Below are 26,221 nucleotides of genomic sequence, written 5' to 3'. Positions count from 1 at the left end.
AACTCACTCAAGCAGTTTGTCGTTTCGCCTGTACTACGCCGCGATTGGCCAGCAAATCGGCGCGTTCGTTACCCGGGTGGCCGGTATGGCCGCGAACCCACTGCCAGCTCACCTGATGGCGATTGACTTGCTCATCCAGCAGCCGCCATAAATCAGCATTCTTTACCGGCTGCTTGGTAGCTGTCTTCCAGCCGCGCTTCTTCCAGTTGGGCATCCAATCGTTGATGCCCTGCATGACATATTGGGAGTCGGTTACCAATCGCACCGGGCATGACCTTTTCAGCTCCTCCAATGCGCGAATCGCCGCCATCAACTCCATACGGTTGTTGGTAGTGTCCGCTTCGCCCCCCCAAAGTTCGCGCTCTACACCTTTATAGATAAGCAGCGCGCCCCAGCCACCGGGACCAGGATTACCCTTGCAGGCGCCATCGGTGTATATCTCGACTATGTCATCACTCATGAAGGATGTTCGACCTTACTGTTCGGCATCGCGGCGGCTGACTTTCGCCACCGGCATTGGTAACAGCTGACCCATGCGCTCCCGACGACTTTGCCGCAGAGGACGCAGCCCCACCATCAGCTTTCGCGCCACCAGCAGGTAGAAACCGCCAGTAGGCATTTGCAGCCGTTGGCCGGCGATCTCCATACCGGACAATCGCGCCTGCCAAGCGCTCGAAGAAAGCGGCGGACAATAGCACCCGAACCGACGTTTCTCCAGTGCGAATCCGAGCAGGTTCAGCCAATCGCCGACGCGTGTGGGGCGGATGCAGCGAGCGTGGCGAAAGGCCTTGCGTGACAGCAAACGCGCCGCCCCCCAGGCACTCCACGGATTGACCCCGACGATCACCAGATGGCCGCCCGGCCGAACGCTACGAGCTGCTTCGCGCAGCAAGGCATGCGGTGACAGGCTGAAGTCGAGGCCATGCTGAACCACGACGACATCAGCGGCATGTTCACCGATCGGCCAAGATTGCTCTTCGCAAACGATCTCGACTCCGGGAAGCGGCGGCCCCAACCGGACACTGCGCTTGATTTTTTGCGACTCGATCGGAGCGCTTGCAAAAGGGCCGTAGTGCACCAGATAACTGCCAAAACAACGCGACAGCTGTAGATCGATCGCCTGCTGCTCCTGCGTCAGCAATTGATGGCCCGACGGGCTGTCGAACCAGGCGCTGGCATCGTTCATCAGCGACAGCCAGCGATCATCCGACTTGGTACAAGACTCACTCATGGTTAGCCTCCGTTCATCGGTTCGGCCGAACCGATAAATGCTACCGGTCGGTTCAACTTTCCAGTTCGACTGCTAGGATGCGCCTTTGCTAATGACTTGGCGACCGGTCCCATGTTGAAAATCGAAGCACTGCCCGCGTTCATCGACAACTACATATGGCTGCTCCTGGATCCTGAGCAACGTCGCTGCGTAGCGGTGGACCCAGGCGATGCCGCCCCCGTTCAGACGTGGCTGGACGCGCATCCCGACTGGCGTCTGACCGATATATTGATAACCCATCACCACCACGATCATGTGGGCGGGGTGCAGCAACTCAAGACCCGACATGAAGCCAGGATCTACGGCCCGGCCGCAGAGAATATTCCTGCCCGGGACGAAGCCCTAGTCGACGGACAACGCATCCGCATTCTCGATCACGATCTGGACGTCATCGAGGTACCCGGCCATACCAGCGGCCATATCGCCTACTATCATGACAACCCTCAGGATCCTTGGCTGCTGAGTGGCGACACCCTCTTTGCCGCAGGCTGCGGCCGCCTGTTCGAGGGGACCGCAGCCCAGATGTTCAACTCACTAGGACGGCTGGCAGCGCTGCCGGCGCAAACACGCGTTTATTGCACGCACGAATACACCTTGAGCAATTTGCGTTTTGCCCAAGCGGTCGAGCCGGGCAACCCGGCGATTGCCGAGCGCCTCGAACGAGTCGTCCAGATGCGTGAGGCGAAACGCATCACCCTCCCCTCCGATCTACGCACCGAGCTGGCCACAAATCCCTTTCTGCGTAGCACCGAGCCGGTCGTGGCCGCTGCGGCAAGCCGGCACGCAGGGCGCGAACTTGCCACAGCGGAAGCCGTTTTCGCGGCCCTGCGTGCCTGGAAAGATAGCTTCTGACGGAGTCGACCATTCCCCAAAAACAGGCTCGTCGGGTTGACCCACCGGAACGGCATTCCTACACTCCCTCGAATTTGCGCCAAGGGAACCCTTCAGCCAATGCCGTCTGACTCTTCGAACAGCCCTCATCCGGACGCCTTGGCAGCCTCCGGCCGGGCCCTGGCGCTAGCAATCTGTCTCGCTATTACGGGCTGCCAGAGCACCGCGCCGCGTGCGCCGACCGGCAGCGATATCCAGACGCGAGCGGTGCCACAGGTACAAGAAACACTGTGGCTCACCCAGGCACCTGCCGTACCGACGCATTCCGACGTTTGGGATCGCATCAGACATGGATTCAAGCTCCAGGATTATCTGGGCAGCAATCCGCGTATCGAGCAGCAGCGCCTCCTGTTCTCCAGCCGGACGAACTCCATCGAGATCGCTAGCGAGCGAGGCAGTCCTTACATCCACTACATCGTCGAGCAGCTGGAAGAGCGCGACATGCCGCTCGAGCTGGCACTGCTGCCGATAATCGAGAGCGCCTATAACCCGTTCGCGTACTCCCCAGCCAAGGCCATGGGTCTATGGCAGTTCATTCCCGCTACTGGCCGGCACTTCAACCTGCAGCAAACCAGCTGGTATGACGGCAGGCGCGACATTACCGCCTCCACCGCCGCAGCGTTGCGCTACCTGACCTATCTGCATGGCCTGTTCAACGACGACTGGCTGCTGGCCCTTGCGGCCTACAACGCAGGCGAAGGAACCGTCAGCCGAGCGATCGAGCGCAACCAGAAACTCGGCTTGCCGACCGACTACTGGAATCTGCCCCTGCCCCAAGAAACGCGCGATTACGTGCCAAAACTGCTGGCGCTTTCGCAGATGGTGCAGAGCCCCGAAGCATACGGCCTCAATCTGAACCCGATCGCCAACGAACCCTACTTCGAAGTCGTCGCACTCAAGCAACGCATGGATCTCGCGAGAGTCGCCGAAATGGCGAACATGGAGGAAGACGAGATCTACCAGTTGAACCCGGCGTTTACCCGCCGCATCACACTGGATGGTCCGCAGCACCTCCTGGTCCCGAGTGACAAGGTCGAGATGTTCTCGGCCAACCTGGCATTGATGAAGCCACAGGATTTGGTTGACTGGCAGCAATACAAGGTGCGCCCCGGCGACACGCTCGGAGCGATCGCCAACAGGCATCGCCTCTCGGTCAATATCATTCGTGACATCAACCGCCTTCGAAGTGATCGCTTGCAAATCGGGCAAGTGCTGAGCATTCCTCAATCGGTTGGTACAGGACAGTCTCGAGAACTGCTGCATGCCGTTGCGAGAAGCCAGCCAGCTCCGCGCAGCTACCGAGTCCGCAAGGGCGACAATCTCTGGGATATCGCCAAGACACAGAACGTCTCGGTAGGTGACCTGCAGCGCTGGAACAACCTATCGGGAAGTAATATCAAAGTGGGCCAGGCGCTATTTCTTCAGGCAGCCGGTAGCAATCAGCGTGCTAAATCCGCACCGACTTATTACAAAGTCAAGAAAGGTGATTCGCTTTACGAGATTGCCAAGCGTTTCAACGTTCAGATCAATAATCTGAAGATTTGGAATCCCAGGGATAGCGCGATGCTCAAACCGGGGCAAACCCTGACCTTGTACCTCTCTCAATAAGGCATGGCAGGCGCGCCTTTTCAGCCGCGCCTGCTCAGCGCCTCGAGACAGCGTCCGGCCAGTTGGGCGAATCGTTGAAAAGCCACGAACTGCTCATGTTTCAACGCTCGGCCGGTTATCCGGCTATCAGCGTAGAGCACACCGATTTCACGCGTACCCGCCATGATCGGTGCAATGAAGAACATGCCTTTGCCCAACTGCTGCCGAAGCGGCAATGTGACCAATTCATCGAGTTTGTAGCTTGCCGGCACGCCCATCCATAGCGGCTGACGTTGGCGAAGCACGTAACTGAATATGTGCGTCTGGCTCGACGGCTCGATAGGCAGGACGAAGGTTTCGAGCCAAGGCTGTGTCTGTTCCCCAACGACGCATTTGGCACGAAACGTCGTTTGTCGATCCGCAAGAACAGTCAGCATCACGCGCTCCAACCCGGCGCCCTCATGCAAGCCTTTGAGTAAAGCGTCGAGGATCAACGCGACGTCGCCCTGGCCGGACGCCATCATTCCGAGATCCTGCATGGTCTGTTGCATCAACAACAGATTGGGTTGCAAGTGGCTCGTTCTACGCTGCGCCTGCTGCAGCCGCACTTGTTCGGGGTCGGTTGATGGGATCAGCTTGCTTAGTCGACTGGCGCCGAAAGTCGTCGCGATCTTGACTGCTTCATCGGCGCTCGCAAAGATTTGCTGCATCGCATCCGCCTCGGATATGCCGCAAAACTCGGCCAGCTCACTGACCAATTCATCCATTCTGGGACTGCCCCATCCGTCCAGCGCAGCCCCGCCAATGCGCACCCCCAGGCTGATCGAATGCACAGCTGGATCCCGCAGATTAGTTGAACCATGAGCCAGGCTGGCGAGCTCTCCGATATTCCAGCTTTTGATCATTCCGAGATTCAACTGGCGGAAACTGGTGCCGAGCACGCCTTCAACCGCCTGCTCATGATCAGTGTCGCGGGCCGCCAGAGCCTCTGCGAGCTCATCGGCCTGCACACCACCGCAACCCCAAAAGGCAAGCTCGCCGACCTCATGCAGTAACGCCGCGATGAACACTTCTTCCTCATGTTTCGCCAGTACGTAACCGGCTATATTGCGCGCCTGCACCGCAGCGTGAAACGACCGTGCCAACAGTTCCTTCAGCTGCTGGCGCGGCGCGCGATCCATTAGCCCATCGATGAGACTGACTGAAAGACTGATCGAACGGACATTATCGAAGCCGATCATGACGATCGCGCGAGAAATGGTCTTGATGGTTTCCTGGGACGGGTTGTAATAGCTGCTATTGCCAACCCGAAGCACCTTGGCCGTCAGCGCGGCGTCGCGCAGCAGGACGTCGGCAAGTTGTTGCACAGAGGCATGCTGCTGCCCCGTGAGGCGCTGCAGCTCCTGCACGACCGTCGCCAGTGCCGGTAACTCGGACTGGTTCAAGCGGTCTATCCACGCCTGCAAACCGTAGCTAGTTTCACTCAAGATTTTGCGACCTCACCGAGGGGTCTGTTGACGTTTCGTCGCGAGCCGCGTTGCTGCGCCAAATGGCGCAAGGCCAGGCGCGGGACGCAGGTAATGGATGCTCCCTTTCCAAGTCCCGCAACGCCGCATGGCGCCATTTGCGGCGTTTCTCGTCGCTTATTTGGAACGACCAAACTTCACTCCTCGTGCCTTGCCTCGCGCAAAAACTGGCTTCGGCGCGGCCGCGAACGAAACGTCAACAGCGCCTGACGCCACGGCAGCTAATAGCGGGCAGTGTGCCCAGATGGCCGGCCTTTTTCCAGCGGATACAAGCTGTTACTGTACCCGGCCGAAAAGACCGAAAGCGCCATGGATCGGATTCACCGTTTGATGCGACCCATCCTATTGTTATTGAGCTGCCTGGGATTTAGCTTTCCGTCGTTCGCGACCATCAGCGAAAGCCACGGTTATGCCCAGTTCGGCACCCTCAAGTATGCGAAAGACTTCACCCACTTCGACTGGGTGAATCCCGATGCCCCTAAGGGGGGCCATGTACGTTTGATGGCCTCGGGCACGTTCGACACGCTCAACCCCTACACTTTCAAAGGGACCAGCCCGACCGCGACGCCAGGGTTCTTCCAATATGGCATTAGTGAGCTGAACGAACCGTTAATGGTCGGAACGGGCATTTATGATCCTTCCGGCGATGAGTCTGCTTCGGCCTACGGGCTTATCGCCGAAACCATCGAGTACAGCGACAACCATAGCTGGGTGGTATTCAATCTGCGCGACTCGGCTCGCTTTCATGATGGCCAACCGATCACAGCTTATGACGTAGCCTTTTCCTATCGTTTGCTGATCAAGGATGGTCATCCGCGCTTTCGCACCGATCTGCAAGGCATCGCGCGCGTCGACATACTCAACCGCCACCGGATTCGCTTTGTATTCGACAGGCCCGGCAATCCGCTGCTGATCATGCGCCTCGGCGAATTACCGATACTGCCGCAACATTATTGGAAAGACCGCGACTTCCGCGCCACGACATTCGAGCCACCACTGGGTAGCGGCCCGTACCGCATCAGCGACGTGCAACCGGGACGCCGAGTGACCTTCGAGCGAGTGAAGAACTGGTGGGGGGCAGAACTTCCAGCCAACCGCGGCAAGTACAATTTCGATCGGGTCGACATCGAGTTCTATCGCGACAGCACGGTGGCATTCGAAGCATTCAAGGTCGGCGAATTCGACTTCTACATCGAACACCAGGCGAAGAACTGGGCCAACGGCTATCAGTTTCCTGCTGTTCTGCGCGGTGACGTGATCCGCGCCGAAATCCCGCATCAGATCCCCACCCAGACGCAGGCGCTGTTCATGAACGGGCGCAGGCAGAGCTTTGCCGACATCAGGGTTCGTCAGGCCTTGGGCATGATGTTCGATTTTGAATGGACCAACCGCGCGCTGTTCTATGGCGCTTATCAGCGCAGCGAGAGCTACTATCCGAACAGCGACTTCGCGGCGACCGGCACACCGAAAGGAGGTGAATGGTTGCTGTTGTCGCCTTTCCGCGACCAGTTGCCCGCCGAACTATTCACCGAACCCTTCGAACTGCCAAAAACGGACGGGCGCGGTATTCCACGCGACACCTTGCGCGAAGCGCTCAACCTACTCGATCAAGCTGGCTGGAAACTGACGGCTGATGGTCTTCACGACCACTCAGGCCGCGCTTTCCGGTTCGAGATTCTGCTCGTCAATCCGCGACTCGAGCGCATTCTTCAGCCCTACGTGGAAAATCTAGCTCGCATTGGCGTACAGGCTCGCTTGCGTACCGTTGATAGCGCGCAGTATAAGCAGCGCCTGGATCAGTACGACTACGACATGATTTTGACAACGCTGGGCCAGAGCCTCAGCCCTGGGCTGGAGCAGTGGCTGTATTTCCATTCCAGCCAGATGAACGTCAAAGGAGGCCGCAATTACGCCGGCATCGCCAACCCGATGGTCGATGATCTGATCGCCAAATTGCTAACGGCCAAAACCCGGGAAGAGCAGATCGCCGCCGCGCGCGCCATCGACCGCGTTTTGCTCTGGAATCACTACACCATCCCCAACTGGTACATCAGTTACCACCGCCTGGCGTATCGCAATCGGTTCGCCCATGTCACCACCCCGCCCTACACTCTCGGGTTGCGTGCCTGGTGGCTGAAGGATCTGGAGAAGGCTCAATGACAAGAAACACGCGATTATCGATCCTGCATGCAGGAGTCCTTGCCGCGCTATGTCTTCTGGGCGTTGCGCAAGCGGCGCCCCGACACGCGCTGACGCTATATGATGAGCCGCCCAAGTATCCTGCGGACTTCTCCCATTTCGACTACGTCAATCCCGACGCCCCCAAGGGCGGCACCCTTCGGCAGGCCGGCTTCGGCGGCTTCGACTCGCTCAACCCCTTCATCAATAAAGGAGTCGCCGCGGACGACATCGGGCTCATCTACGACACTCTGACGACCAACAGCCTGGATGAGCCCTTCACGGTTTATGGCCTGCTTGCCGAAAGGATCGAGAAGGGTCCGAACAACGAGTGGGTTCGCTTCCATCTGCGGCCCGAAGCGCGCTTTCACGACGGCGAGCCGGTTGAGGCGGAAGATGTCGTATTCACCTTCGAGACGCTGATCAGCCAGGGCGCGCCGCACTACCGTGGCTACTACGCCGACGTTGAGAAAGCCGTGGTAGAAAGCCCACGTCGCGTGCGTTTCGACTTCAAGCATGGCGGCAACCGCGAACTGCCGCTGATTCTCGGACAACTCCCGGTCCTGCCGAAGCACTGGTGGGCCGAACGGGACTTCACCTCCGGCAGTATGGAGCCGCCGCTAGGCAGTGGCCCCTATCGAATCGAACGCGCGGAAGCTGGGCGCTCGGTGCGCTATGCCCGTGTCGAGGACTATTGGGGCAAGGACCTGGGCGTCAACCGCGGCCTCTACAACTTCGACCATGTGCACCACGATTACTACCGCGACAACACCGTAGCGCTGCAGGCCTTCAAGGCCGGACATTTCGATTACTGGCTGGAAACCAGCGCGAAGAACTGGGCGACCGCCTACGATACCGACGCAGTCCGAGACGGGCGGATCATCAAGGACGAGATCGCCAATCACAATCCGCAAGGCATGCAGGGCTTCATCTTCAATACCCGCCGACAACACCTTCAGGACATCAGGGTTCGAGAAGCCCTGGCGCTGCTGTTCGATTTTGAATGGACCAATCGCCAGCTGTTCAACGGCGCCTATACCCGCACGACCAGCTACTTCGACAATTCGGAGCTCGCCTCCTCGGGCATGCCGAGCGAGAACGAGCTGAGCATTCTCGAACCCCTGCGTGGCCAGATACCCGAAGAGGTGTTCGAAAAACCCTTCGAGCTGCCCCAGACCAACGCCGACGGCATGATCCGAGAGCAGCAGCGCCGCGCATACGAGCTGCTCACTGATGCAGGCTGGAAAATTGAAAACGATCGTATGGTGGATGCCGAGGGCAAGCCGGTAAAGCTGGAGTTTCTGCTGGTACAGGCCGACTTCGAACGGGTGCTGCTTCCGTACAAGCGCAACCTTGCCGGTCTGGGGATCGAGCTAGAGATCCGCCGGGTCGACGTATCGCAATACATCAACCGGTTGCGCTCGCGCGACTACGACATGATCGTAAGCGGTTTCGGCCAGTCCAGCTCTCCGGGTAACGAACAGCGCGAGTATTGGCATTCAGCGAGTGCGGACAATCCCGGCAGCCGCAACTTCATTGGGCTGAAGGACCCAGCCATCGATACTCTGGTGGATAAGCTGATCGCCGCCGACTCGCGTGAAGAGCTGATCACCCGCACCCGCGCATTGGATCGCGTACTGCTTTGGGGGCACTACGTGATTCCGAACTGGCACATCAAGACCTGGCGCGTGGCGTACTGGAATCATCTGGCTCACCCGGAAACGACACCTCGTTACGATATCGGCCTGATGACATGGTGGCACAAGCCCAACGTCGACAGTCCCGATCCGCAAGAGCCAATCACAGAATCAGACGCCAGCGACTCCACCCGTGCGGCGGAGCGATAGGCATGCTGGCGTACATTTTCCGGCGTCTGCTGCTGATCATTCCCACCCTGTTCGGCATCCTGCTGATTAACTTCATCATCATCCAGGCTGCGCCTGGGGGGCCGGTCGAGCAGGCGATCGCCAAACTCGAAGGGTTCGAAGGCGCGACGAGCCGCATTGCAGGCGGTGGCTCTGAAGTGGCTACCGGCAGCAATAGCTATCGGGGTGCACAAGGACTGGACCCCGACCTGATCGCTGAGATCGAACGTCTGTACGGCTTCGACAAACCGGCACCGGAACGTTTCTGGATCATGCTCAGCAACTATCTGCGCCTGGATTTCGGCGAAAGCTTCTTCCGTGACGCCAAGGTGACCGATCTGATCATCGAAAAGATGCCGGTGTCGATCTCGCTGGGGCTATGGAGCACGCTGATCATGTATCTGGCGTCGATACCGCTGGGTATCGCCAAGGCGACTCGTCATGGCAGCCCGTTCGATGTCTGGACCAGTTCGGCGATCATCATTGGCTATGCGATACCGGCATTTCTGTTCGCCATCCTGCTGATCGTGCTGTTTGCCGGTGGCAGCTACTGGAACTGGTTTCCGTTGCGAGGACTGTCTTCGGGCAATTTCGACGAGCTGACGCTGGGCGGCAAGATTCTCGACTACTTCTGGCACTTGGCGCTTCCGGTCACGGCTCTGGTCATCGGCAACTTCGCGACCCTGACCCTGCTGACGAAAAACAGCTTTCTCGACGAAATCAACAAGCAGTACGTGATCACAGCGCGGGCCAAGGGCCTGAGCAAAAATCGCGTGCTCTACGGTCATGTCTTTCGCAACGCAATGCTGATCATCATCGCGGGTTTTCCTGCCGCCTTTATCGGTATGTTCTTCACCGGTTCGCTGTTGATCGAAGTGATCTTTTCCCTCGATGGCCTTGGCCTGCTCAGCTTCGAAGCTGCCATCAACCGCGACTATCCCGTCGTGTTCGGCACCCTCTTTCTGTTCACCCTGCTCGGCTTGGTGGTCAAGCTGATCGGTGATCTGACCTATACATTGGTCGATCCACGAATCGACTTCGAAAGCAGGGAGGCCTGAGATGCAGCTGTCGCCGCTGAATCAGCGCCGCTTCGCCCTGTTCAAAGCCCACAAGCGCGGCTGGTGGTCGCTTTGGATATTTCTCACCCTGTTCGTGCTGAGTCTCGGTGCCGAACTGATTGCCAACGACAAGCCGATCGTAGTGCGCTTCGACGGCGGCTGGTATTTCCCCGTATTCGAACGTTATCCGGAGACGGTGTTCGGCGGCGAATTCCCGCTGCAGGCCGATTACAAGGGGCCGTACATCCAGGAGCTGATCGAAAAGAAGGACGGCTGGATGATCTGGCCACCGATTCCATTCCATCACTCCAGCATCAATTACGACCTTCAGGTGCCTGCGCCCGCCCCGCCGTCATGGAGTAACTGGTTGGGTACCGATGATCAGGGCCGCGACGTGTTGGCCCGGATCATCTACGGTTTCCGCATCTCGGTATTGTTCGCCCTGACCCTGACGCTGATCAGCTCAATAATTGGCGTGATCGCCGGCGCGTTGCAGGGATTCTACGGTGGCTGGGTGGATCTCGTCGGACAGCGGGTACTAGAAATCTGGTCCGGACTGCCGGTGCTCTATCTACTCATCATTCTTGCAAGCTTCGTGCAGCCAAATTTCTGGTGGTTGCTCGGCATCATGCTGCTGTTTTCCTGGATGAGCCTGGTCGATGTCGTGCGGGCCGAGTTCCTGCGTGGACGCAACCTTGAATACGTCCGCGCTGCACGGGCGTTGGGCATGCGCAACGGCGTCATAATGTTCCGTCACATCCTGCCGAATGCGATGGTGTCGACCATGACCTTCATGCCGTTCATCCTGACCGGAGCAATCGGCACGCTAACCGCTTTGGACTTCCTTGGCTTCGGCCTGCCGCTTGGCGCCCCATCACTGGGTGAACTGGTGGCGCAAGGCAAAGCGAATCTGCAGGCGCCATGGCTTGGCATCAGTGCATTCATGGTGCTGGCCATCATGCTGACTCTGCTGGTATTCATCGGCGAGGCCGCTCGCGATGCCTTCGATCCAAGGAAATAGCATGGCTGAGAATCTGATAGAGGTCCGCGATCTGGCCGTCGAGTTCGTCACCGGGGACCGGGTCCAGCGGGTCGTCGAAGGTGTTAGCTTCGATATCCGCAAGGGCGAGACCCTGGCACTGGTGGGAGAAAGCGGTTCCGGCAAGTCCGTCACGGCTCATTCGATCCTGCGCCTGCTGCCCTACCCGCTCGCCCAACATCCAGCTGGTGAAATCCGCTACGCCGGTGAAGACCTGCTCAAAGCGACCGAAAAACGCATGCGTGGCATACGTGGCGACCGCATCGCGATGGTGTTCCAGGAGCCGATGACGTCGCTCAACCCATTGCATACCGTTGGCAAACAGATCAATGAAGTGCTGCAGATTCACAAGGGGCTCAACGGCAAGGCCGCCACGGCACGCACCCTCGAGCTTCTCGAACTGGTCGGCATTCCAGAACCCGCCAAGCGTATACGGGCCTATCCGCACGAACTGTCGGGCGGTCAGCGTCAACGTGTGGTGATCGCCATGGCGCTGGCGAACGAACCCGAACTGCTCATCGCCGACGAACCGACCACAGCGCTGGACGTAACGGTCCAGCTGAAAATCCTGGAGCTGCTCAAGGATCTGCAGGCACGCCTGGGCATGGCGCTGTTGCTGATCAGCCATGATCTTAATCTCGTTCGCCGAATCGCTCATCGTGTATGTGTCATGCAGAGCGGTCGCGTCGTCGAACAAGCGCCTTGCGAAGAATTGTTTCGTTCGCCCCAGCACCCCTATACCCGGGAGCTGCTTGCGGCGGAGCCTAGCGGCGATCCGGTAAACGTTGAAGCATCGTCTCCGACGTTGCTGGAAGTGAATGATCTGCGCGTCTGGTTCCCTATCAAGAAAGGGTTATTCAGGCACACCGTCGATCACATCAAAGCGGTTGATGGTGTCACCTTCAGCTTACCTAAGGGCCAGACGCTGGGCATCGTCGGGGAAAGCGGCTCGGGGAAGTCTACGTTGGGGCTTGCGATCCTGCGGCTATTAGCCAGCAATGGCGAGATCCGGTTTCAGGGTCAGGCACTGGAGAAGATGTCGCAACGTTCGGTACGTCCGTTGCGGCGTCAAATGCAGGTCGTGTTTCAAGACCCATTCGGTAGTCTCAGCCCCCGAATGTCGGTCGGCCAGATTGTTGGCGAAGGGCTTAGCATCCATGGAATGGGCAGTGCTGAGGAACAGGCGCAGGCGATTATCGATGCACTGGTCGAGGTTGGGCTCGACCCGGAGAGCCGCCACCGCTATCCCCACGAATTTTCCGGGGGCCAGCGGCAGCGTATCGCGATAGCCAGGGCTCTGGTGCTCAAGCCGGAGCTGATCCTGCTGGATGAGCCAACCTCAGCCCTGGATAGAACCGTACAGCGGCAAGTCGTGGAGCTACTACGCTCGCTACAGGCCAAGTACAACCTGACCTACCTGTTCATCAGCCACGATCTGGCGGTGGTACGGGCGCTGAGCCACCAGATGATGGTCGTCAAGCAAGGCAAGGTCGTTGAACAGGGAGTGGCCGAGGCTATCTTCACCACTCCCCAACATCCATATACACAGCAGTTGCTGGAATCCGCCTTCATGGTGCCAGCGGCTGAACAACCAGAAGAGGGACAAGCACATGGGTTTTCTTACCGGTAAGCGCGTACTGATTGTTGGCGTCGCCAGCAAATTGTCGATCGCCTCGGGTATCGCCGCCGCCATGCATCGCGAAGGCGCTGAGCTGGCTTTTACCTATCAGAACGAAAAGCTCAAGGGGCGCGTCGAAGAGTTCGCCGCCGGCTGGGGCTCAGGTCCGGAGCTGTGCTTCCCGTGCGACGTTGCCAACGACGATGAGATCGTCCGGGTCTTTGAAGAGCTAGGCAAGAAATGGGACGGCCTGGACGGTATCGTTCACTCGGTCGGCTTCGCTCCGGGCGATCAGCTCGACGGTGACTTCACCGACGTCACCACTCGCGAGGGATTCAAGATCGCTCACGATATCAGTGCCTACAGTCTGGTAGCGCTGGCCAAGGCCGGTCGCCCGATGATGAAAGGTCGCAACGGTAGCATCCTCACCCTCAGCTATTTGGGCGCCGAGCGCACCATGCCCAACTACAACGTGATGGGCATGGCCAAGGCCAGCCTTGAGGCAGGCGTTCGCTACCTGGCCGGTAGCCTCGGGCCAGAAGGCACCCGTGTCAACGCCGTATCGGCGGGCCCGATCCGCACATTGGCGGCTTCTGGAATCAAGAGCTTCCGCAAAATGCTGGCAGCTAACGAGAAGCAGACACCGCTGCGTCGCAACGTCACCATCGACGAAGTCGGCAACGCCGGCGCGTTCCTCTGCTCAGATCTCGCTTCCGGTATCAGTGGTGAAATTCTCTACGTCGACGGTGGCTTCAATACCACCGCAATGGGTGCGATCGAAGACTGAACCAACGCCCACAAAAAACCCGCACTAGGTGCGGGTTTTTTGCATCTGAGCGAATCGAATCAGAAGGTTTCGATGTCAGCGTTGGCGTGAAGCATCTGCCGGTAGGCAGCGAAATCCTGCTGCCCACTACGCGAGGCCAGGAAGCGGCGATAGCTTTGCTTGTCCTCTTCAGACAGCTCGGCTTCCGGCTCGCTAACTCCACTTAGGCGAACGACTACGAAGTCCCCACCGGAAAGCCGGACGCTGCCGTAAGTCGGCGTTTCATTCGTCTCCGGCTTCGGCATCCGGAACACCTGCTGAAGCACTGCCGGATCAACGCCTTCATGGTTGCGCGAAGCGGCCTCTACCACCTGCCATTGCTGCTCAGCCTGCACGCCTTCGCGCAGTCTGGCAACTAGCGCCTCGCCTGCCTCACGCGCCTGGTCAGCCGCTTTGCTGCGCTGCAGTTGAGCGACGATGTCGTCTTTCACTGCATCGAACGGCTTCACTTCCGGTTGTAGGTGCTCCTTCACACGCACCGCAACAACGGTGTCCGGATCCAGTTCGATGACACTGCTGTTGGCGCCATCTATGAGAACTTCTTCGCTGAACGCCGCCTGGATAACCTGCCTATTGGCTGCAACACCGCTGCCACCGCCCTCACGTCCGAACGCCTCGGTCGTATGCACGGACAAGCCTAGCTCCTGAGCCGGCTGGGCGAGGTCGGAGGATTCGAACGCGGTATCTTCCAACAACTTGGTTGCTTCGACGAAACGCTGCTCGACCTGTTGCACCTTGAGCTCACGAACCAGCTCCGGTTGCATGCTTTCCAGCGTAGGAACTTCAGGCGATTGCACACCCAACAGCTTGATCAGATGCCAACCAAAGTCAGACCGGACAGGAGCCGATACCTGTCCTTCTTCGAGCGCATACAGCGCTTCTTCGAACGCCGGGTCATAGACCCCCTGACCGGCAAAGCCCAGATCGCCCCCTTCGTTGGCCGAACCCGGGTCGTCGGAGGTTTCTTTGGCCAATGCCGCGAAATCCTCACCAGCAGACAAGCGCTTGGCAATTTCGTCGATCTTCGCTTTGGCCTCAGCGTCGCTGGAACCATCTGCCTCGATCAGAATATGCGCGGCACGGCGCTGCTCGGCAAGATTGGCGATGCGCTGTTGATAGAGGTTAGTCACTTGCTCGTCCGAGACATCAACCTGATCGAAGAACGACTCCTTCTTCAGCTCAACGTACTGAAGAACAACCTGCTCAGGTGAGCGGAAACGATCAGTGTTCTGTTCGTAGTACTCGCGCGCCTCATCGTCACTGACTTCAACCACAGTCGTATCTGCCGGCACGGTAATGGTGGCGAAATCGCGAGTTTGCTGTTCCAGTCGAGCAAAGGCTTCAATCTGATCATCCGTGACGAAACCGGAACCAGAAATACCGGCACGCAGCTGCCCAATGAGCATTTCCTGCTTCAACAGCTTACGAAACTGGAATCGGGTATAGCCCATCTGCTGGATGACCTGATCGAACCGTGACGCGCTGAAAGCGCCGTCGACTAGAAATTCAGGCGTCTGCAGTATCAGCTGATCGAGCGCAGCCTCCGAGAAAGCGAAATCGGCTTCACGAGTGCCTTGTAGCAAAAGCGCACGATCAATCAGCGCTCGCAGAGATGATTCGCGAACTAACCTGTCATCCAGAAGTGAGGGGTCGAAATCACCTCCCAACTGCTGGGTCAGCTGTCGGCGCTGCATGTTCATTGCCTGGTTGAGCTCATCCTGCGATATTTCTTCGCCATTGACCTCGGCGGCAGTTCGGCTGTTGCCCGCACTATTGAATATGGCCTCGAAGCCTGTAAGCGCCAACAGCACAACGATGATGCCGATGATGGTTTTGGCAATCCAACCTTGTGAATTGTCCCTGATGTTCTGAAGCATGCGTCCCCCAGGAGTCAGCTGCGCAATGATCGTTGCAGCGCGGGTGGAATCCGAATAAAAGAAAGGCGCATCCAGGGATGCGCCTCTCGGAGCTTTGGAGCGGTTGGACCTTATCCCCCAGGCCCGAACGCAACAGGCCGAGCCTGTTCGGTTAACCGCTCCAAGCCAGGGCCAGCGCTAACTGACAACTGGCCGGATCGAAAACGCTTAGTTGACAGCGTCTTTCAGAGCTTTGCCGGCTTTGAAACCTGGGATCTTGGCGGCGGCGATGTTGATTGGCTTGCCGGTCTGAGGGTTACGGCCAGTGCGGGCGGCGCGCTCCTTGACAGCGAAAGTACCGAAACCAACCAGTACCACGGAATCACCAGCCTTCAGAGCACCAGTGACGGATTCAATCACTGCATCCAGCGCGCGGCCAGCAACAGCTTTCGGGATATCAGCAGATGCAGCGATGGCATCGATCAGTTCCGACTTGTTCACTCTAAGTCCCCTTATTTCTGTTGAGTCGTATCTTTAATTTTTTGGGTGTAAGCAAAGCGGTGCCGAAATAGCGACGACACAAGGGGCCGGCTTATATCAAGGCCGGCGAAAATGTGTCAACAAAGCCTTTCAGACTAATGCGTGCTGATTCGCTCCTTGGAATCAGGCTCGCGCTTATCGTCCTTTGCAACAATCTCGGAAGCCGCATCGGGCAAGGGCTCCGGCGCGTATTGCAGCGCAATTTGGAGGACTTCGTCAATCCACTTCACCGGTTTAATCTGCAGGTCCTGCTTAATATTCTCAGGAATCTCTTTCAGATCACGCTGATTTTCTTCGGGAATGATCACAGTCTTGATTCCACCCCGATGCGCAGCGAGCAGTTTCTCTTTCAATCCACCGATAGCCAATACCTGACCACGCAACGTGATTTCTCCGGTCATCGCAACTTCGGCGCGAACCGGAATCTGCGTAAGCGCTGACACGAGCGCCGTGCACATTCCAATTCCCGCGCTAGGTCCATCCTTGGGTGTTGCACCTTCCGGCACGTGGATATGGATATCCTGCTTCTCATGAAAATCTACCGGAATCCCCAGGCTTTTGGCTCGGCTACGCACGACCGTAAGCGCCGCGGTGATCGACTCGCCCATTACATCACCGAGCGAACCCGTCTTGGTCAACCGGCCCTTGCCGGGCACCACAGCGGCCTCAATCGTCAGCAGCTCGCCGCCAACCTGGGTCCAGGCCAAGCCCGTCACCTGGCCCACCTGATCCTGCTGCTCGGCAAGCCCGTAGCGGAACTTGCGAACGCCAAGGAAGTGCTCGAGTGATTCGGCGGTAACCTTCACCTCGAAGCTCTTCTCCGCAGCATGTTCCTTGACCACTTTCCGGCAGACCTTCGCCACCTGACGCTCCAGGCTGCGAACGCCAGCCTCGCGGGTGTAATAACGGATGATGTCGCGGATCGCCTCTTCCTCGAACAGCAGCTCGGTCTTTTTCAGTCCGTTGGCCTGTATCTGCTTCGGGACCAAGTAACGAATCGCGATGTTGATTTTCTCGTCTTCGGTGTACCCCGGAAGACGGATTATCTCCATACGATCCAGCAAGGGAGCCGGGATATTCATGGAATTCGCAGTACACAGGAACATTACGTCGGATAGGTCATAGTCGACCTCGAGGTAATGGTCGTTGAAATTATGGTTCTGCTCTGGGTCGAGCACTTCAAGCAACGCCGACGCCGGATCGCCACGCATGTCGTTGCCCATCTTGTCGATCTCATCGAGCAGGAATAGCGGATTGCGCACGCCGACCTTGCTCATCTTCTGGATCAACCGGCCAGGCATCGAACCGATATAGGTCCGCCGATGGCCTCTGATCTCGGCTTCGTCCCGCACCCCACCCAGCGCCATCCGCACGAACTTACGGTTGGTGGAGCGCGCAATGGACTCCGCCAGCGAAGTTTTACCCACGCCCGGCGGGCCGACCAGGCAGAGCACCGGTCCCTTGAGCTTTTTCACGCGTTTCTGGACCGCAAGGTATTCAAGAATGCGATCTTTAACTTCCTCGAGGCCGTAGTGGTCGGCATCGAGCACTTCCTCAGCCTTGGTCAAATCCAGACGCACCTTGCTCGCAGCCTTCCAAGGCACATTTATCAGCCAGTCGATATAGGTCCGAACTACAGTCGCCTCGGCAGACATCGGCGACATCTGCTTGAGCTTATTCAGCTCGGCCGTCGCCTTGGCGTGGGCGTCCTTGCTCAGGCCAGCGTTCTCGATGCGCTTCTTCAGATCATCGATTTCGTTATGACCTTCGTCGATATCGCCCAGCTCTTTCTGGATGGCCTTCATCTGCTCGTTCAGATAGTACTCACGCTGGCTACGCTCCATCTGCTTCTTCACGCGCCCACGAATGCGCTTTTCTACTTGAAGCAGATCGATTTCGGCATCAAGCAGCGCCAATACGTGCTCGACCCGGGCCGGTAAATCGATGATTTCGAGAATCGCCTGTTTCTGCTCGATCTTGAGCGCCATGTGCGCTGCCATGGTATCGACCAGACGCGCCGGCTCATCAATGCTGGCAAGTGATGAAAGCACCTCGGTAGGGACCTTCTTGCCAAGCTGAACGTACTGCTCGAACTGACTCAGCAGACTGCGAGTGAAAACTTCCGCTTCGCGCTCTTCGATGCCGGTCTCGTCGATCAACGACACCTCGGCACGACAATGGTCGTCCACATCGTAAAAGCGGTCTATGACACCACGCTGCTCGCCTTCGACGAGAACCTTGACGGTGCCGTCCGGCAGCTTGAGCAACTGCAGAACGGTCGCAACCGTGCCCACACGGTAAAGCCCGTCTTCAGCAGGATCGTCATCAGCCGGGTTCTTCTGGGCCAGCAGCAGGATCTGCTTGTCACCCGCCATGGCGGACTCGAGCGCCTCGATGGACTTTTCCCGGCCAACGAACAGCGGAATCACCATGTGCGGGTAAACCACGACGTCGCGCAGCGGCAAAAGGGGCAATTCGATGGTTGTCTTCATAAATTCAGCTCTACGACGGCCATACGGCGGTGAACGGGGAAACACCCTGGCAATCAAGATGAGGGCGCGCAGGGCAAAAAACAAGGAGGCGGCAGAAAAGCAAAGGGGCCCGGAGGCCCCTTGTTACGTTACGCGTCCGGCGCAGCCTTCGCAGGCGGCTCACTGCTCTCGTAAATAAGCAGCGGCTGGGAGGTCCCTTCGATGACGCTTTCGTCGATGACCACCTTGCTGACATCCTTCTGCGAAGGAATCTCATACATGGTATCGAGCAGCACGCCCTCCAGGATCGAACGCAGACCGCGCGCTCCGGTCTTGCGCTCCAAGGCACGGCTAGCCACGGCCTTGAGTGCGTCGGTACGGAACTCGAGATCTACGCCTTCGAGTTCGAACAACTTCCCATACTGTTTGGTCAGCGCATTCTTGGGTTCGGTCAGGATCTGAATCAGCGCCGCCTCGTCCAGCTCATCGAGAGTCGCGATGACAGGCAGACGACCAACGAACTCTGGAATCAGGCCGAACTTGACCAAATCGTCAGGTTCCACGGCACGCAGCGACTCACCGATCTTCTTGCCAGGATCCTTGCTGCGAACCTCGGCATTGAAGCCGATACCGCCCTGGGTCGAGCGGCCCTGGATAACCTTCTCCAGACCAGCGAACGCACCGCCACAGATGAACAGGATGTTGCGCGTATCTACCTGCAGGAACTCCTGCTGCGGATGCTTGCGACCACCCTGCGGCGGTACCGAAGCGACCGTACCCTCGATCAGTTTGAGCAGTGCCTGCTGTACACCTTCGCCCGACACATCACGGGTAATCGAAGGGTTATCCGACTTGCGGGAAATCTTGTCGATCTCATCGATGTAGACAATGCCCATTTGAGCCTTCTCAACATCGTAATCGCATTTCTGCAACAGTTTCTGAATGATGTTTTCAACGTCTTCGCCTACGTAACCCGCCTCGGTGAGGGTGGTGGCGTCGGCAATGGTGAACGGCACATTCAACAGCCGTGCAAGCGTCTCGGCGAGCAGCGTCTTGCCCGAACCGGTCGGCCCGATCAGCAAAATGTTGCTTTTGCCCAGTTCGACTTCTTCTTTCTTGTCGCGCTGATTGAGTCGCTTGTAATGGTTGTACACAGCCACTGCCAAGATCTTCTTGGCGCGCTCCTGACCAATGACGTACTGGTCGAGAATGCCGCTGATCTCTTTGGGTGCAGGCAGTTTTTGCGCGCTGCTTTCAGCCTGTGCCTCTTGCACCTCCTCACGGATGATGTCATTGCACAGGTCGACGCACTCGTCGCAGATAAAGACCGAGGGCCCGGCAATCAACTTGCGTACTTCATGCTGGCTTTTGCCGCAGAAAGAGCAATAGAGCAGCTTGCCGGAATCCTCGCCGTTGCGGGTGTCAGTCATTCGATCGATCCAATCGGGGAAGGCTTGAAACACAAGATGAAGGCAATCGTGGGCTTTTTCAAGCCCACACTACAGCCGGATATCGCCGGGCGGTGTGATCAGACTGCCATCTGCCGCTGGGCCAAGACCTGGTCAATCAGGCCGTACTTGACTGCTTCTTCGCCACTCATGAAGTTGTCACGGTCGGTGTCGCGCGCAATCACTTCCATCGGCTGGCCAGTGTGCGCAGCCATTACCTTGTTCAATCGCTCGCGAATCGTGAGAATTTCGCGGGCGTGAATCTCAATGTCAGACGCCTGCCCCTGGAAACCACCCAGCGGCTGGTGAATCATCATTCGTGAATGCGGCAAGCAGTAACGCTTGCCCGCTGCGCCGCCCGTCAGCAACAGGGCGCCCATGCTGCAAGCCTGACCGATGCAAATCGTGGAAACGTCGGGTTTGATGAACTGCATTGTGTCGTAGATCGACATACCTGCAGTAACCGAACCACCGGGGGAGTTGATGTACAGGTGAATATCCTTCTCGGGGTTTTCCGCCTCGAGGAACAGCATCTGCGCAACGATCAGGTTGGCCATGTAATCTTCCACTTGGCCGACCATGAAAATCACCCGCTCCTTCAGGAGACGGGAATAGATGTCATACGCACGCTCACCACGAGCTGACTGCTCGATGACCATCGGCACCAGGCCGCCAGCCGCCTGGATATCTGGTGCTTGCATAAACGAATTGCCGGACATTTCCAACGAAACTCCCTATGTCATGCCGCAAAGACATAAGCCAGCGCGAGGCTGGCTTATGAATGCATATAAACGGTGAAGAGACTCAGGCAGCTTGCGGAGCTTCCGCAGGCTTCACTGCTTCTTCGTAGGAGACCGATTTGTCGGTCACTTTAGCCTGCTGCAGGACAGTATCTACAACTTGTTCTTCGAGCACAACAGAACGGACTTCGTTCAATTGCTCGTCGTTCTTGTAGTACCAGGACACGACCTGCTCCGGCTCTTGATAAGCGGAAGCCATTTCTTCGATCAGCTCGCGAACGCGAGCATCATCAGGCTTGAGCTCGTACTGCTTGACTACTTCGGCAACGATCAGACCCAGCACGACGCGGCGCTTAGCCTGCTCTTCGAACAGCTCGGCCGGCAGTTGGTCAGGTTTGATGTTGCCACCGAATTGCTGAACAGCCTGAACGCGCAAACGGTTCACTTCGTTGTCGATCAGTGCTTTCGGGACTTCGATCGGATTGGCACTGACCAGCCCTTCCATGACCTGGTTCTTGACCTTGGTCTTGATGGCTTGGCGCAGCTCGCGCTCCATGTTCTTTTTCACTTCGGCCCGGAAGCCTTCGAGGCCGCCTTCTTGTACACCGAACTGGGCGAAGAACTCTTCGTTCAGCTCCGGCAACTGAGGAGCCTCGACGCTGTTGACGGTAACGGTGAACTCAGCAGTTTTACCGGCGAGGTCGAGATTCTGGTAGTCCTCCGGGAAAGTCGGGGTGATGACCCGCTCTTCCCCGGCCTTGGCGCCAACCAGCGCGGATTCGAAGCCCGGAATCATGCGACCGGATCCCAGAACGAGCTGGGTGCCTTGCGCCGAACCACCGGCGAAGGCTTCACCGTCGATCTTGCCGACGAAATCGATGTTCAGCTGATCGCCGTCTTCGGCAGCACGGTCGGCCTTTTCAAAACGAGTGTTCTGCTTGCGCAAGATGTCGAGCATGTTGTCGACGTCGGCATCTGCCACTTCGGCTTGCAGGCGCTCGATCTCGACGCCTTCGAAGCTGGCAACCTTGAATTCGGGAAAAACTTCGAAAGTCGCGACGTATTCCAGATCCTTGCCCTTCTCGAACACTTTCGGCTCGACGGCAGGCGCGCCGGCGGGATTCAGCTTCTCGGCCACCACGGCTTCGTAAAAGGTGGCCTGGATCAGATCGCCCAGCGCTTCCTGGCGTGCGGCAGCCTCATAACGCTGACGAATGACGCTCATCGGCACCTTGCCGGGACGGAAACCTGGGATCTTTGCACGGCTGGCGGTCTGTTGCAGACGCTTGTTGACTTCGTTCTCGATGCGCTCGACCGGCACGCCAATGGTCATGCGGCGCTCAAGAGCGGAGGTGCTTTCAACAGAAACTTGCATGGATTTTCCTCGTTGCACAGACATAAGCCGGCGTTCCGGCCCCAGAATGGGCAAGCATTCTAGTGGCTCGAATCATAGAAGTCACCCCGATCGTCAGCGGTCAACCGAACGGAGCCTCGACCGGAGGTTCGAAGACGCCGTTAGTGAAAAAATGCAGGCAAAGCCCCGGCGGCGCAGGCATCTCGACGGTCAATAAAAATGATAGGCAACGCCATGCGACGCTCACTATGATCAGCGCAATGACAGCCTCGGTTCCGATTCGCCAATCCTGCCCGCCCGCCGCCTGCATTTGCGGCCGCGAGCAGTTATTGGGCACGCCCAACAGCGATGCCCGCATCCTGCGCCTGACCCTCCATGAAGAGAATCGGCTGCTGGAACGGCTGGAGAACCTGACTAGCCTGGGCGACCTCGAGCGCATGCAGCAGCGGATGTACCAGCAATTGGGCATTCGCGTGGAGATCGCGCCGGGACACAACGAAGTGCGCAGCATGCGCGGCATCCGCGTTGAGATAGCCGAGCTGCCTGGGCTGTGTCGTAAAACGCGCCAGTCGATTCCCGCCGCGATTCGACGGGCATTGCAGAAGCGGCCGGAAATCGCCTTCAGCCTGCTCAACGCCCAGGACTTGCTGCGCGATACCTGATGAGCCGCCATTGCGTCTAACCAGAACCGGTAATAGCACTCCATGACACCTTCTGCGATAGTTGCTCGGCCAGTCGCACTGCGGCTGGCATGCCGTTCGCTCACAAGGCGCTCGGCGCTCGCGACGCCCTTCGATATTCGCTGCGCCCACCTTGCGCAGCTCGCCGCGTCCTTTCGCGCAACCCGCGCGCCCCGATGGCCGACCCGCTATCCTTTGCACCTGTCGCTGCTCGCCAGCGCCTGGCCGTTCGCCAAATAAAACCAAGACCGATCCGAACAAGGACGCCTCATGAAACTGACCCGTTGCTTTACCGCGCTGGCTGCCGCTGTCGCCCTGTCTGCAACCTTTGCCGCTTCGGCCCGCGAATATTCCGTTTCCACCGTGCTGTCCGATGCCTTTCCGTGGGGCCAGGCCGCGCAGAAATGGGCCGACCTGGTCGAGGAACGCTCCGGAGGTGAAATCACCCTGCGTGTTTACCCCAACGCTCAGTTAGTCGCAGGGGATCAGACCAAGGAATTCTCCGCCATGCGCTCCGGGTTGATCGATATGGCGGTCGGCTCGACTATTAATTGGTCGCCCCAAGTGCCGGAGCTGAACCTGTTCTCCCTGCCCTTCTTGATGGCCGATAGCGCTGACCTCGACGCCATCACTCAAGGCGAAGCCGGTAAACAGGCTTTCGCTGCCATTGAGAAACGCGGCATCGTTCCACTGGCCTGGGGTGAGAACGGTTTTCGCGAAATATCCAACTCATCCAAGCCGGTGAAGACCCCAGCCGATCTTGCCGGTCTGAAGATCCGTGTGGTCGGTTCCCCGCTATTCCAGGATACCTTAACCGCCTTGGGTGCCAACCCGACCCAGATGAGCTGGGCCGATGCCAAGCCGGCGCTCACTACCGGCGCGGTAGATGGCCAGGAAAATCCGCTGGCGGTGTTCGACGTGGCGCGCGTTGATCAGGTTGGCCAGAAATACCTCACGCTCTGGCACTACATGGCCGACCCGCTGATCTTTGCGGTCAACCAACGCGTCTGGAAACAACTGCCGGAAGCCGATCGCGAACTGCTACGTCAGGCCGCCATCGACGCAGGCAAGTGGGAGATCGAACTGTCGCGCAGTGGCGAGGCCAAGCGCCTGGAAGACATCCGCGCCCGCGGCGTCGAAGTGACCGAACTGAGCGACGCCGAGCACCAGGCATTCGTCGACGCGACCCGCAGCGTACACGAGAAGTGGACGCAGAAGATCGGTGCAGATCTGATCGAAGCGGCACGCGCGGCCATCGCTGAGTAAACGTTCTGCCCGGCGGCCTCGTGCCGCCGGGATTCGAGGGAATCCATGAACAATCGAAAGGACGCGCGCTTGGAGCGCGTGCTAGCCACACTGGCGCTGGTTTTCATCAGCCTGATCAGCCTGGCCAACGTAGTGGTGCGTTATTTCACCGATGCTTCCTTTGCCTTCACTGAAGAGCTTTCCGTCTTTCTGCTGGTGATCCTGACCTTTGCCGGTGCCTCGGTGGCGATGCGCAGTAACCGTCACATTCGCATAGGTTTGATCGAGCGCCTTTTTCCACGCCTGCGCACGCCGCTGATTCTTCTGCAATGGCTCGCCAGCATATTGGTGCTTGGCCTCGTGGTCTGGTTCGGCGGCCAGTTCGCGCTGGAAGAATTCCAATGGGAATCGGAGTCTCCCGGCCTTGGCCTGCCGAACTGGTGGTATGTGATCTGGCTACCATTGCTGGCTCTGTCGATGTCGGTGCGACTGACTCAAATGACCGTCGACCGACTGCGCGGGAGGCTCTCTGATGAGCCCTGATTTCTGGATGCTCGCAAGCTTCCTGCTGTTGCTGCTGATCGGCGTGCCGGTGGCATTTTCTCTGGCGCTGTCGGGCGCGATCGGCATTCTCGCTGGGCTCTCGCCGGACATGTTGGCAACGCTCGGCACCAATACCTACAACGGCGTCGCCAAGTATCCGCTGATTGCCATTCCATTATTCATACTCACCGGCCTGGTATTCGAGAAATCCGGGGTCGCGCTGCGTCTAGTGCGCTTCGCCCAGGCAGTGATCGGCCCACGTCATGGCGGCCTGGCGATGGTTGCGATCCTGGTGTGCTTGATCATGGGCGGAATGAGCGGTTCGGGTCCAGCCGATGCCGCGGCGGTAGCCATGGTGATGCTGCCGAGCATGACTCGCGCGGGCTATCCCAAGCCGTTCTCCGCCACGCTGATTGCCGCCTCGGCTTCCACCGCTATCCTCATTCCACCTTCGATCGCGCTGATCCTCTATTCGATCGTCGTGCCGGGCGTCGATCTACGTGCACTATTCGCCGCGGGTCTGTTCCCGGGAATCCTTGCCGGTCTGGTGTTGTTGCTGCCCGCATGGTTACTTTCACGGCGTTATGGTTGGGAAAACCCTGAAAGCGCCGAACGGCCGCCGTTGGGTGAAAGCTTTCGCCAGGCGTTACCCGCGCTCTTTGCGCCGGTGCTGATTCTCGGCGGCCTGCGCAGCGGCTTGTTCACGCCCACCGAAGCGGCCGTGGCCGGCGTGACTTACGGCGTACTGATCGGCCTGTTCGTCACTCGCGAACTGGATTGGCGCAACCTCTGGCGACTGTGCGGCGAGGCTGCGGTGATTTCTGGCGTGGTCATGCTGATCATCGCTCTGGCCGGCATCTTCGCCTGGGCCGGAACCATGCTCGGCACGTTCCGTCATCTGGCCGAGTGGCTGATCTCGCTATCAAACAACGGCACGGTACTGCTCATCCTGGTGATGATCGCCGTGCTGCTGGCCGGCATGTTGCTAGACGCCATCTCCATCTACCTGATCCTAATGCCCATTCTGATTCCGGTGATGCAGCACTTCGGCTGGAATCCGGTGTGGTTCGGCATTCTGCTGGCAATGAACATCGCCATCGGCCAGTTCACGCCACCGGTTGCAATCAACCTGATGGTTACGGCCGAAGTCGCCAAGATTCGGCTGGAACAAACGGTTGGCTGGGCCATGCTGTTCGTACTGGTGATGGGAAGCGCACTCGGGCTGGTGGCGATCTTCCCGGAAATCGCGCTGTGGCTTCCGCGCGTGCTGGGGTACGCGGTCTAGCGGTACGTCACTATTGCCGTCTTGCTCGATAGAGCGTGCAAGACGGCAACGTTGGGACCGGCAACGACACCCACTGCACTTCAGTTGGGCTTGCGTACCTAAGTTGCGCAGGCCCCGATCCGCTCCCATCTGCCTGACCGGCGACTCGCACGGCATCATCGCGTCAAGCAGGCATGTCGATCGCCAGCGCATCCGATAACG

General features: G+C 58.5%; 21 protein-coding genes. 12 read left to right on the top strand and 9 right to left on the bottom strand.

Annotated features, from left to right (window positions below; genetic code table 11):
• Positions 1-7: 7 nt before the first annotated feature.
• Both rnhA and NA647_RS13280 read right to left on the bottom strand, forming a co-directional pair.
• Positions 8-460 (bottom strand): ribonuclease HI, encoded by a 453-nt coding sequence (rnhA, locus tag NA647_RS13285; protein WP_256058095.1) that lies wholly within the window; start codon positions 458-460, stop codon positions 8-10.
• A gap of 15 nt (positions 461-475) precedes the next feature.
• Positions 476-1,231 (bottom strand): class I SAM-dependent methyltransferase, encoded by a 756-nt coding sequence (locus tag NA647_RS13280; RefSeq protein ID WP_256058094.1) that lies wholly within the window; start codon positions 1,229-1,231, stop codon positions 476-478.
• A 111-nt stretch (positions 1,232-1,342) separates the two neighbouring features.
• On the opposite strand from NA647_RS13280, the gene gloB reads away from it, so the two are divergent.
• Entirely contained in the window at positions 1,343-2,122 is a 780-nt protein-coding gene (gene gloB, locus NA647_RS13275) for a hydroxyacylglutathione hydrolase (RefSeq protein WP_256058093.1), read from the top strand.
• 99 nt (positions 2,123-2,221) lie between these two features.
• Complete coding sequence (locus NA647_RS13270; protein WP_256058092.1) at positions 2,222-3,769, top strand: LysM peptidoglycan-binding domain-containing protein; 1,548 nt, start codon at positions 2,222-2,224, stop codon at positions 3,767-3,769.
• A 20-nt stretch (positions 3,770-3,789) separates the two neighbouring features.
• Here NA647_RS13270 and NA647_RS13265 read toward each other — a convergent pair whose 3' ends face one another.
• Positions 3,790-5,235, bottom strand: a complete 1,446-nt coding sequence (locus NA647_RS13265) for an HDOD domain-containing protein (protein ID WP_423836477.1) — start codon at positions 5,233-5,235, stop codon at positions 3,790-3,792.
• A gap of 369 nt (positions 5,236-5,604) precedes the next feature.
• On the opposite strand from NA647_RS13265, the gene NA647_RS13260 reads away from it, so the two are divergent.
• The 6 genes from NA647_RS13260 to fabI are packed head-to-tail and all read left to right on the top strand — an operon-like array spanning position 5,605 to position 13,819.
• Positions 5,605-7,434, top strand: a complete 1,830-nt coding sequence (locus tag NA647_RS13260; RefSeq protein ID WP_256058142.1) for an extracellular solute-binding protein — start codon at positions 5,605-5,607, stop codon at positions 7,432-7,434.
• Positions 7,431-9,299 carry an extracellular solute-binding protein gene (locus NA647_RS13255; RefSeq protein ID WP_256058091.1) on the top strand — a complete coding sequence of 623 codons (1,869 nt, stop codon included), beginning with the start codon at positions 7,431-7,433 and terminating at the stop codon, positions 9,297-9,299. Before NA647_RS13260 ends, NA647_RS13255 begins: the two co-directional genes overlap by 4 nt.
• 2 nt (positions 9,300-9,301) lie before the next feature.
• Positions 9,302-10,375 carry a microcin C ABC transporter permease YejB gene (locus NA647_RS13250; protein ID WP_181103783.1) on the top strand — a complete coding sequence of 358 codons (1,074 nt, stop codon included), beginning with the start codon at positions 9,302-9,304 and terminating at the stop codon, positions 10,373-10,375.
• A 1-nt stretch (position 10,376) separates the two neighbouring features.
• The gene (locus NA647_RS13245; protein WP_256058090.1) at positions 10,377-11,396 is read left to right on the top strand and encodes an ABC transporter permease; all 1,020 of its coding nucleotides are present in this window, start codon (positions 10,377-10,379) and stop codon (positions 11,394-11,396) included.
• A gap of 1 nt (position 11,397) precedes the next feature.
• A complete protein-coding gene (locus NA647_RS13240) occupies positions 11,398-13,044 on the top strand; it encodes an ABC transporter ATP-binding protein (RefSeq protein WP_256058089.1) in 1,647 nt (548 codons plus the stop codon).
• Positions 13,025-13,819, top strand: coding sequence for an enoyl-ACP reductase FabI (fabI, locus tag NA647_RS13235; protein WP_256058088.1), 795 nt, complete (start codon positions 13,025-13,027; stop codon positions 13,817-13,819). Before NA647_RS13240 ends, fabI begins: the two co-directional genes overlap by 20 nt.
• Before the next feature lie 59 nt (positions 13,820-13,878).
• On the opposite strand, the gene NA647_RS13230 is transcribed toward fabI, so the two are convergent.
• The 6 genes from NA647_RS13230 to tig form a co-directional block, all read right to left on the bottom strand.
• Positions 13,879-15,735, bottom strand: a complete 1,857-nt coding sequence (locus tag NA647_RS13230; protein WP_256058087.1) for a SurA N-terminal domain-containing protein — start codon at positions 15,733-15,735, stop codon at positions 13,879-13,881.
• A 207-nt stretch (positions 15,736-15,942) separates the two neighbouring features.
• Entirely contained in the window at positions 15,943-16,215 is a 273-nt protein-coding gene (gene hupB, locus NA647_RS13225) for a nucleoid-associated protein HU-beta (RefSeq protein WP_003282502.1), read from the bottom strand.
• 134 nt (positions 16,216-16,349) lie between these two features.
• A complete protein-coding gene (gene lon / locus NA647_RS13220; RefSeq protein WP_256058086.1) occupies positions 16,350-18,746 on the bottom strand; it encodes an endopeptidase La in 2,397 nt (798 codons plus the stop codon).
• Positions 18,747-18,874: 128 nt separating this feature from the next.
• Positions 18,875-20,155: an ATP-dependent Clp protease ATP-binding subunit ClpX gene (gene clpX, locus NA647_RS13215; protein WP_131648641.1), complete on the bottom strand. Its 1,281-nt coding sequence runs from the start codon at positions 20,153-20,155 to the stop codon at positions 18,875-18,877.
• A gap of 98 nt (positions 20,156-20,253) precedes the next feature.
• Complete coding sequence (gene clpP / locus NA647_RS13210; protein ID WP_158189037.1) at positions 20,254-20,892, bottom strand: ATP-dependent Clp endopeptidase proteolytic subunit ClpP; 639 nt, start codon at positions 20,890-20,892, stop codon at positions 20,254-20,256.
• 85 nt (positions 20,893-20,977) lie between these two features.
• Positions 20,978-22,288, bottom strand: a complete 1,311-nt coding sequence (tig, locus tag NA647_RS13205) for a trigger factor (RefSeq protein ID WP_256058084.1) — start codon at positions 22,286-22,288, stop codon at positions 20,978-20,980.
• 239 nt (positions 22,289-22,527) lie between these two features.
• Here tig and NA647_RS13200 point away from each other — a divergent pair, with 239 nt between their 5' ends.
• The 4 genes from NA647_RS13200 to NA647_RS13185 all read left to right on the top strand — a co-directional run bounded on the left by NA647_RS13200 (position 22,528) and on the right by NA647_RS13185 (position 26,020).
• Positions 22,528-22,929, top strand: coding sequence for a hypothetical protein (locus NA647_RS13200; RefSeq protein WP_256058083.1), 402 nt, complete (start codon positions 22,528-22,530; stop codon positions 22,927-22,929).
• 288 nt (positions 22,930-23,217) lie between these two features.
• Positions 23,218-24,213 (top strand): DctP family TRAP transporter solute-binding subunit, encoded by a 996-nt coding sequence (locus tag NA647_RS13195; protein WP_256058082.1) that lies wholly within the window; start codon positions 23,218-23,220, stop codon positions 24,211-24,213.
• A 45-nt stretch (positions 24,214-24,258) separates the two neighbouring features.
• A complete protein-coding gene (locus NA647_RS13190) occupies positions 24,259-24,735 on the top strand; it encodes a TRAP transporter small permease (RefSeq protein ID WP_256058081.1) in 477 nt (158 codons plus the stop codon).
• Positions 24,725-26,020 (top strand): TRAP transporter large permease, encoded by a 1,296-nt coding sequence (locus NA647_RS13185; protein ID WP_256058080.1) that lies wholly within the window; start codon positions 24,725-24,727, stop codon positions 26,018-26,020. The genes NA647_RS13190 and NA647_RS13185 overlap by 11 nt, the downstream gene beginning before the upstream one ends.
• Positions 26,021-26,221: the final 201 nt, after the last annotated feature.

The sequence above is a fragment of the Stutzerimonas stutzeri genome (assembly GCF_024448985.1).
In the GTDB taxonomy this organism is placed as follows: Bacteria; Pseudomonadota; Gammaproteobacteria; order Pseudomonadales; family Pseudomonadaceae; genus Stutzerimonas; species Stutzerimonas stutzeri_AP.
Note: the sequence above shows the minus strand (reverse complement) of the source record. Positions and strands in the feature narration are given on the sequence as shown.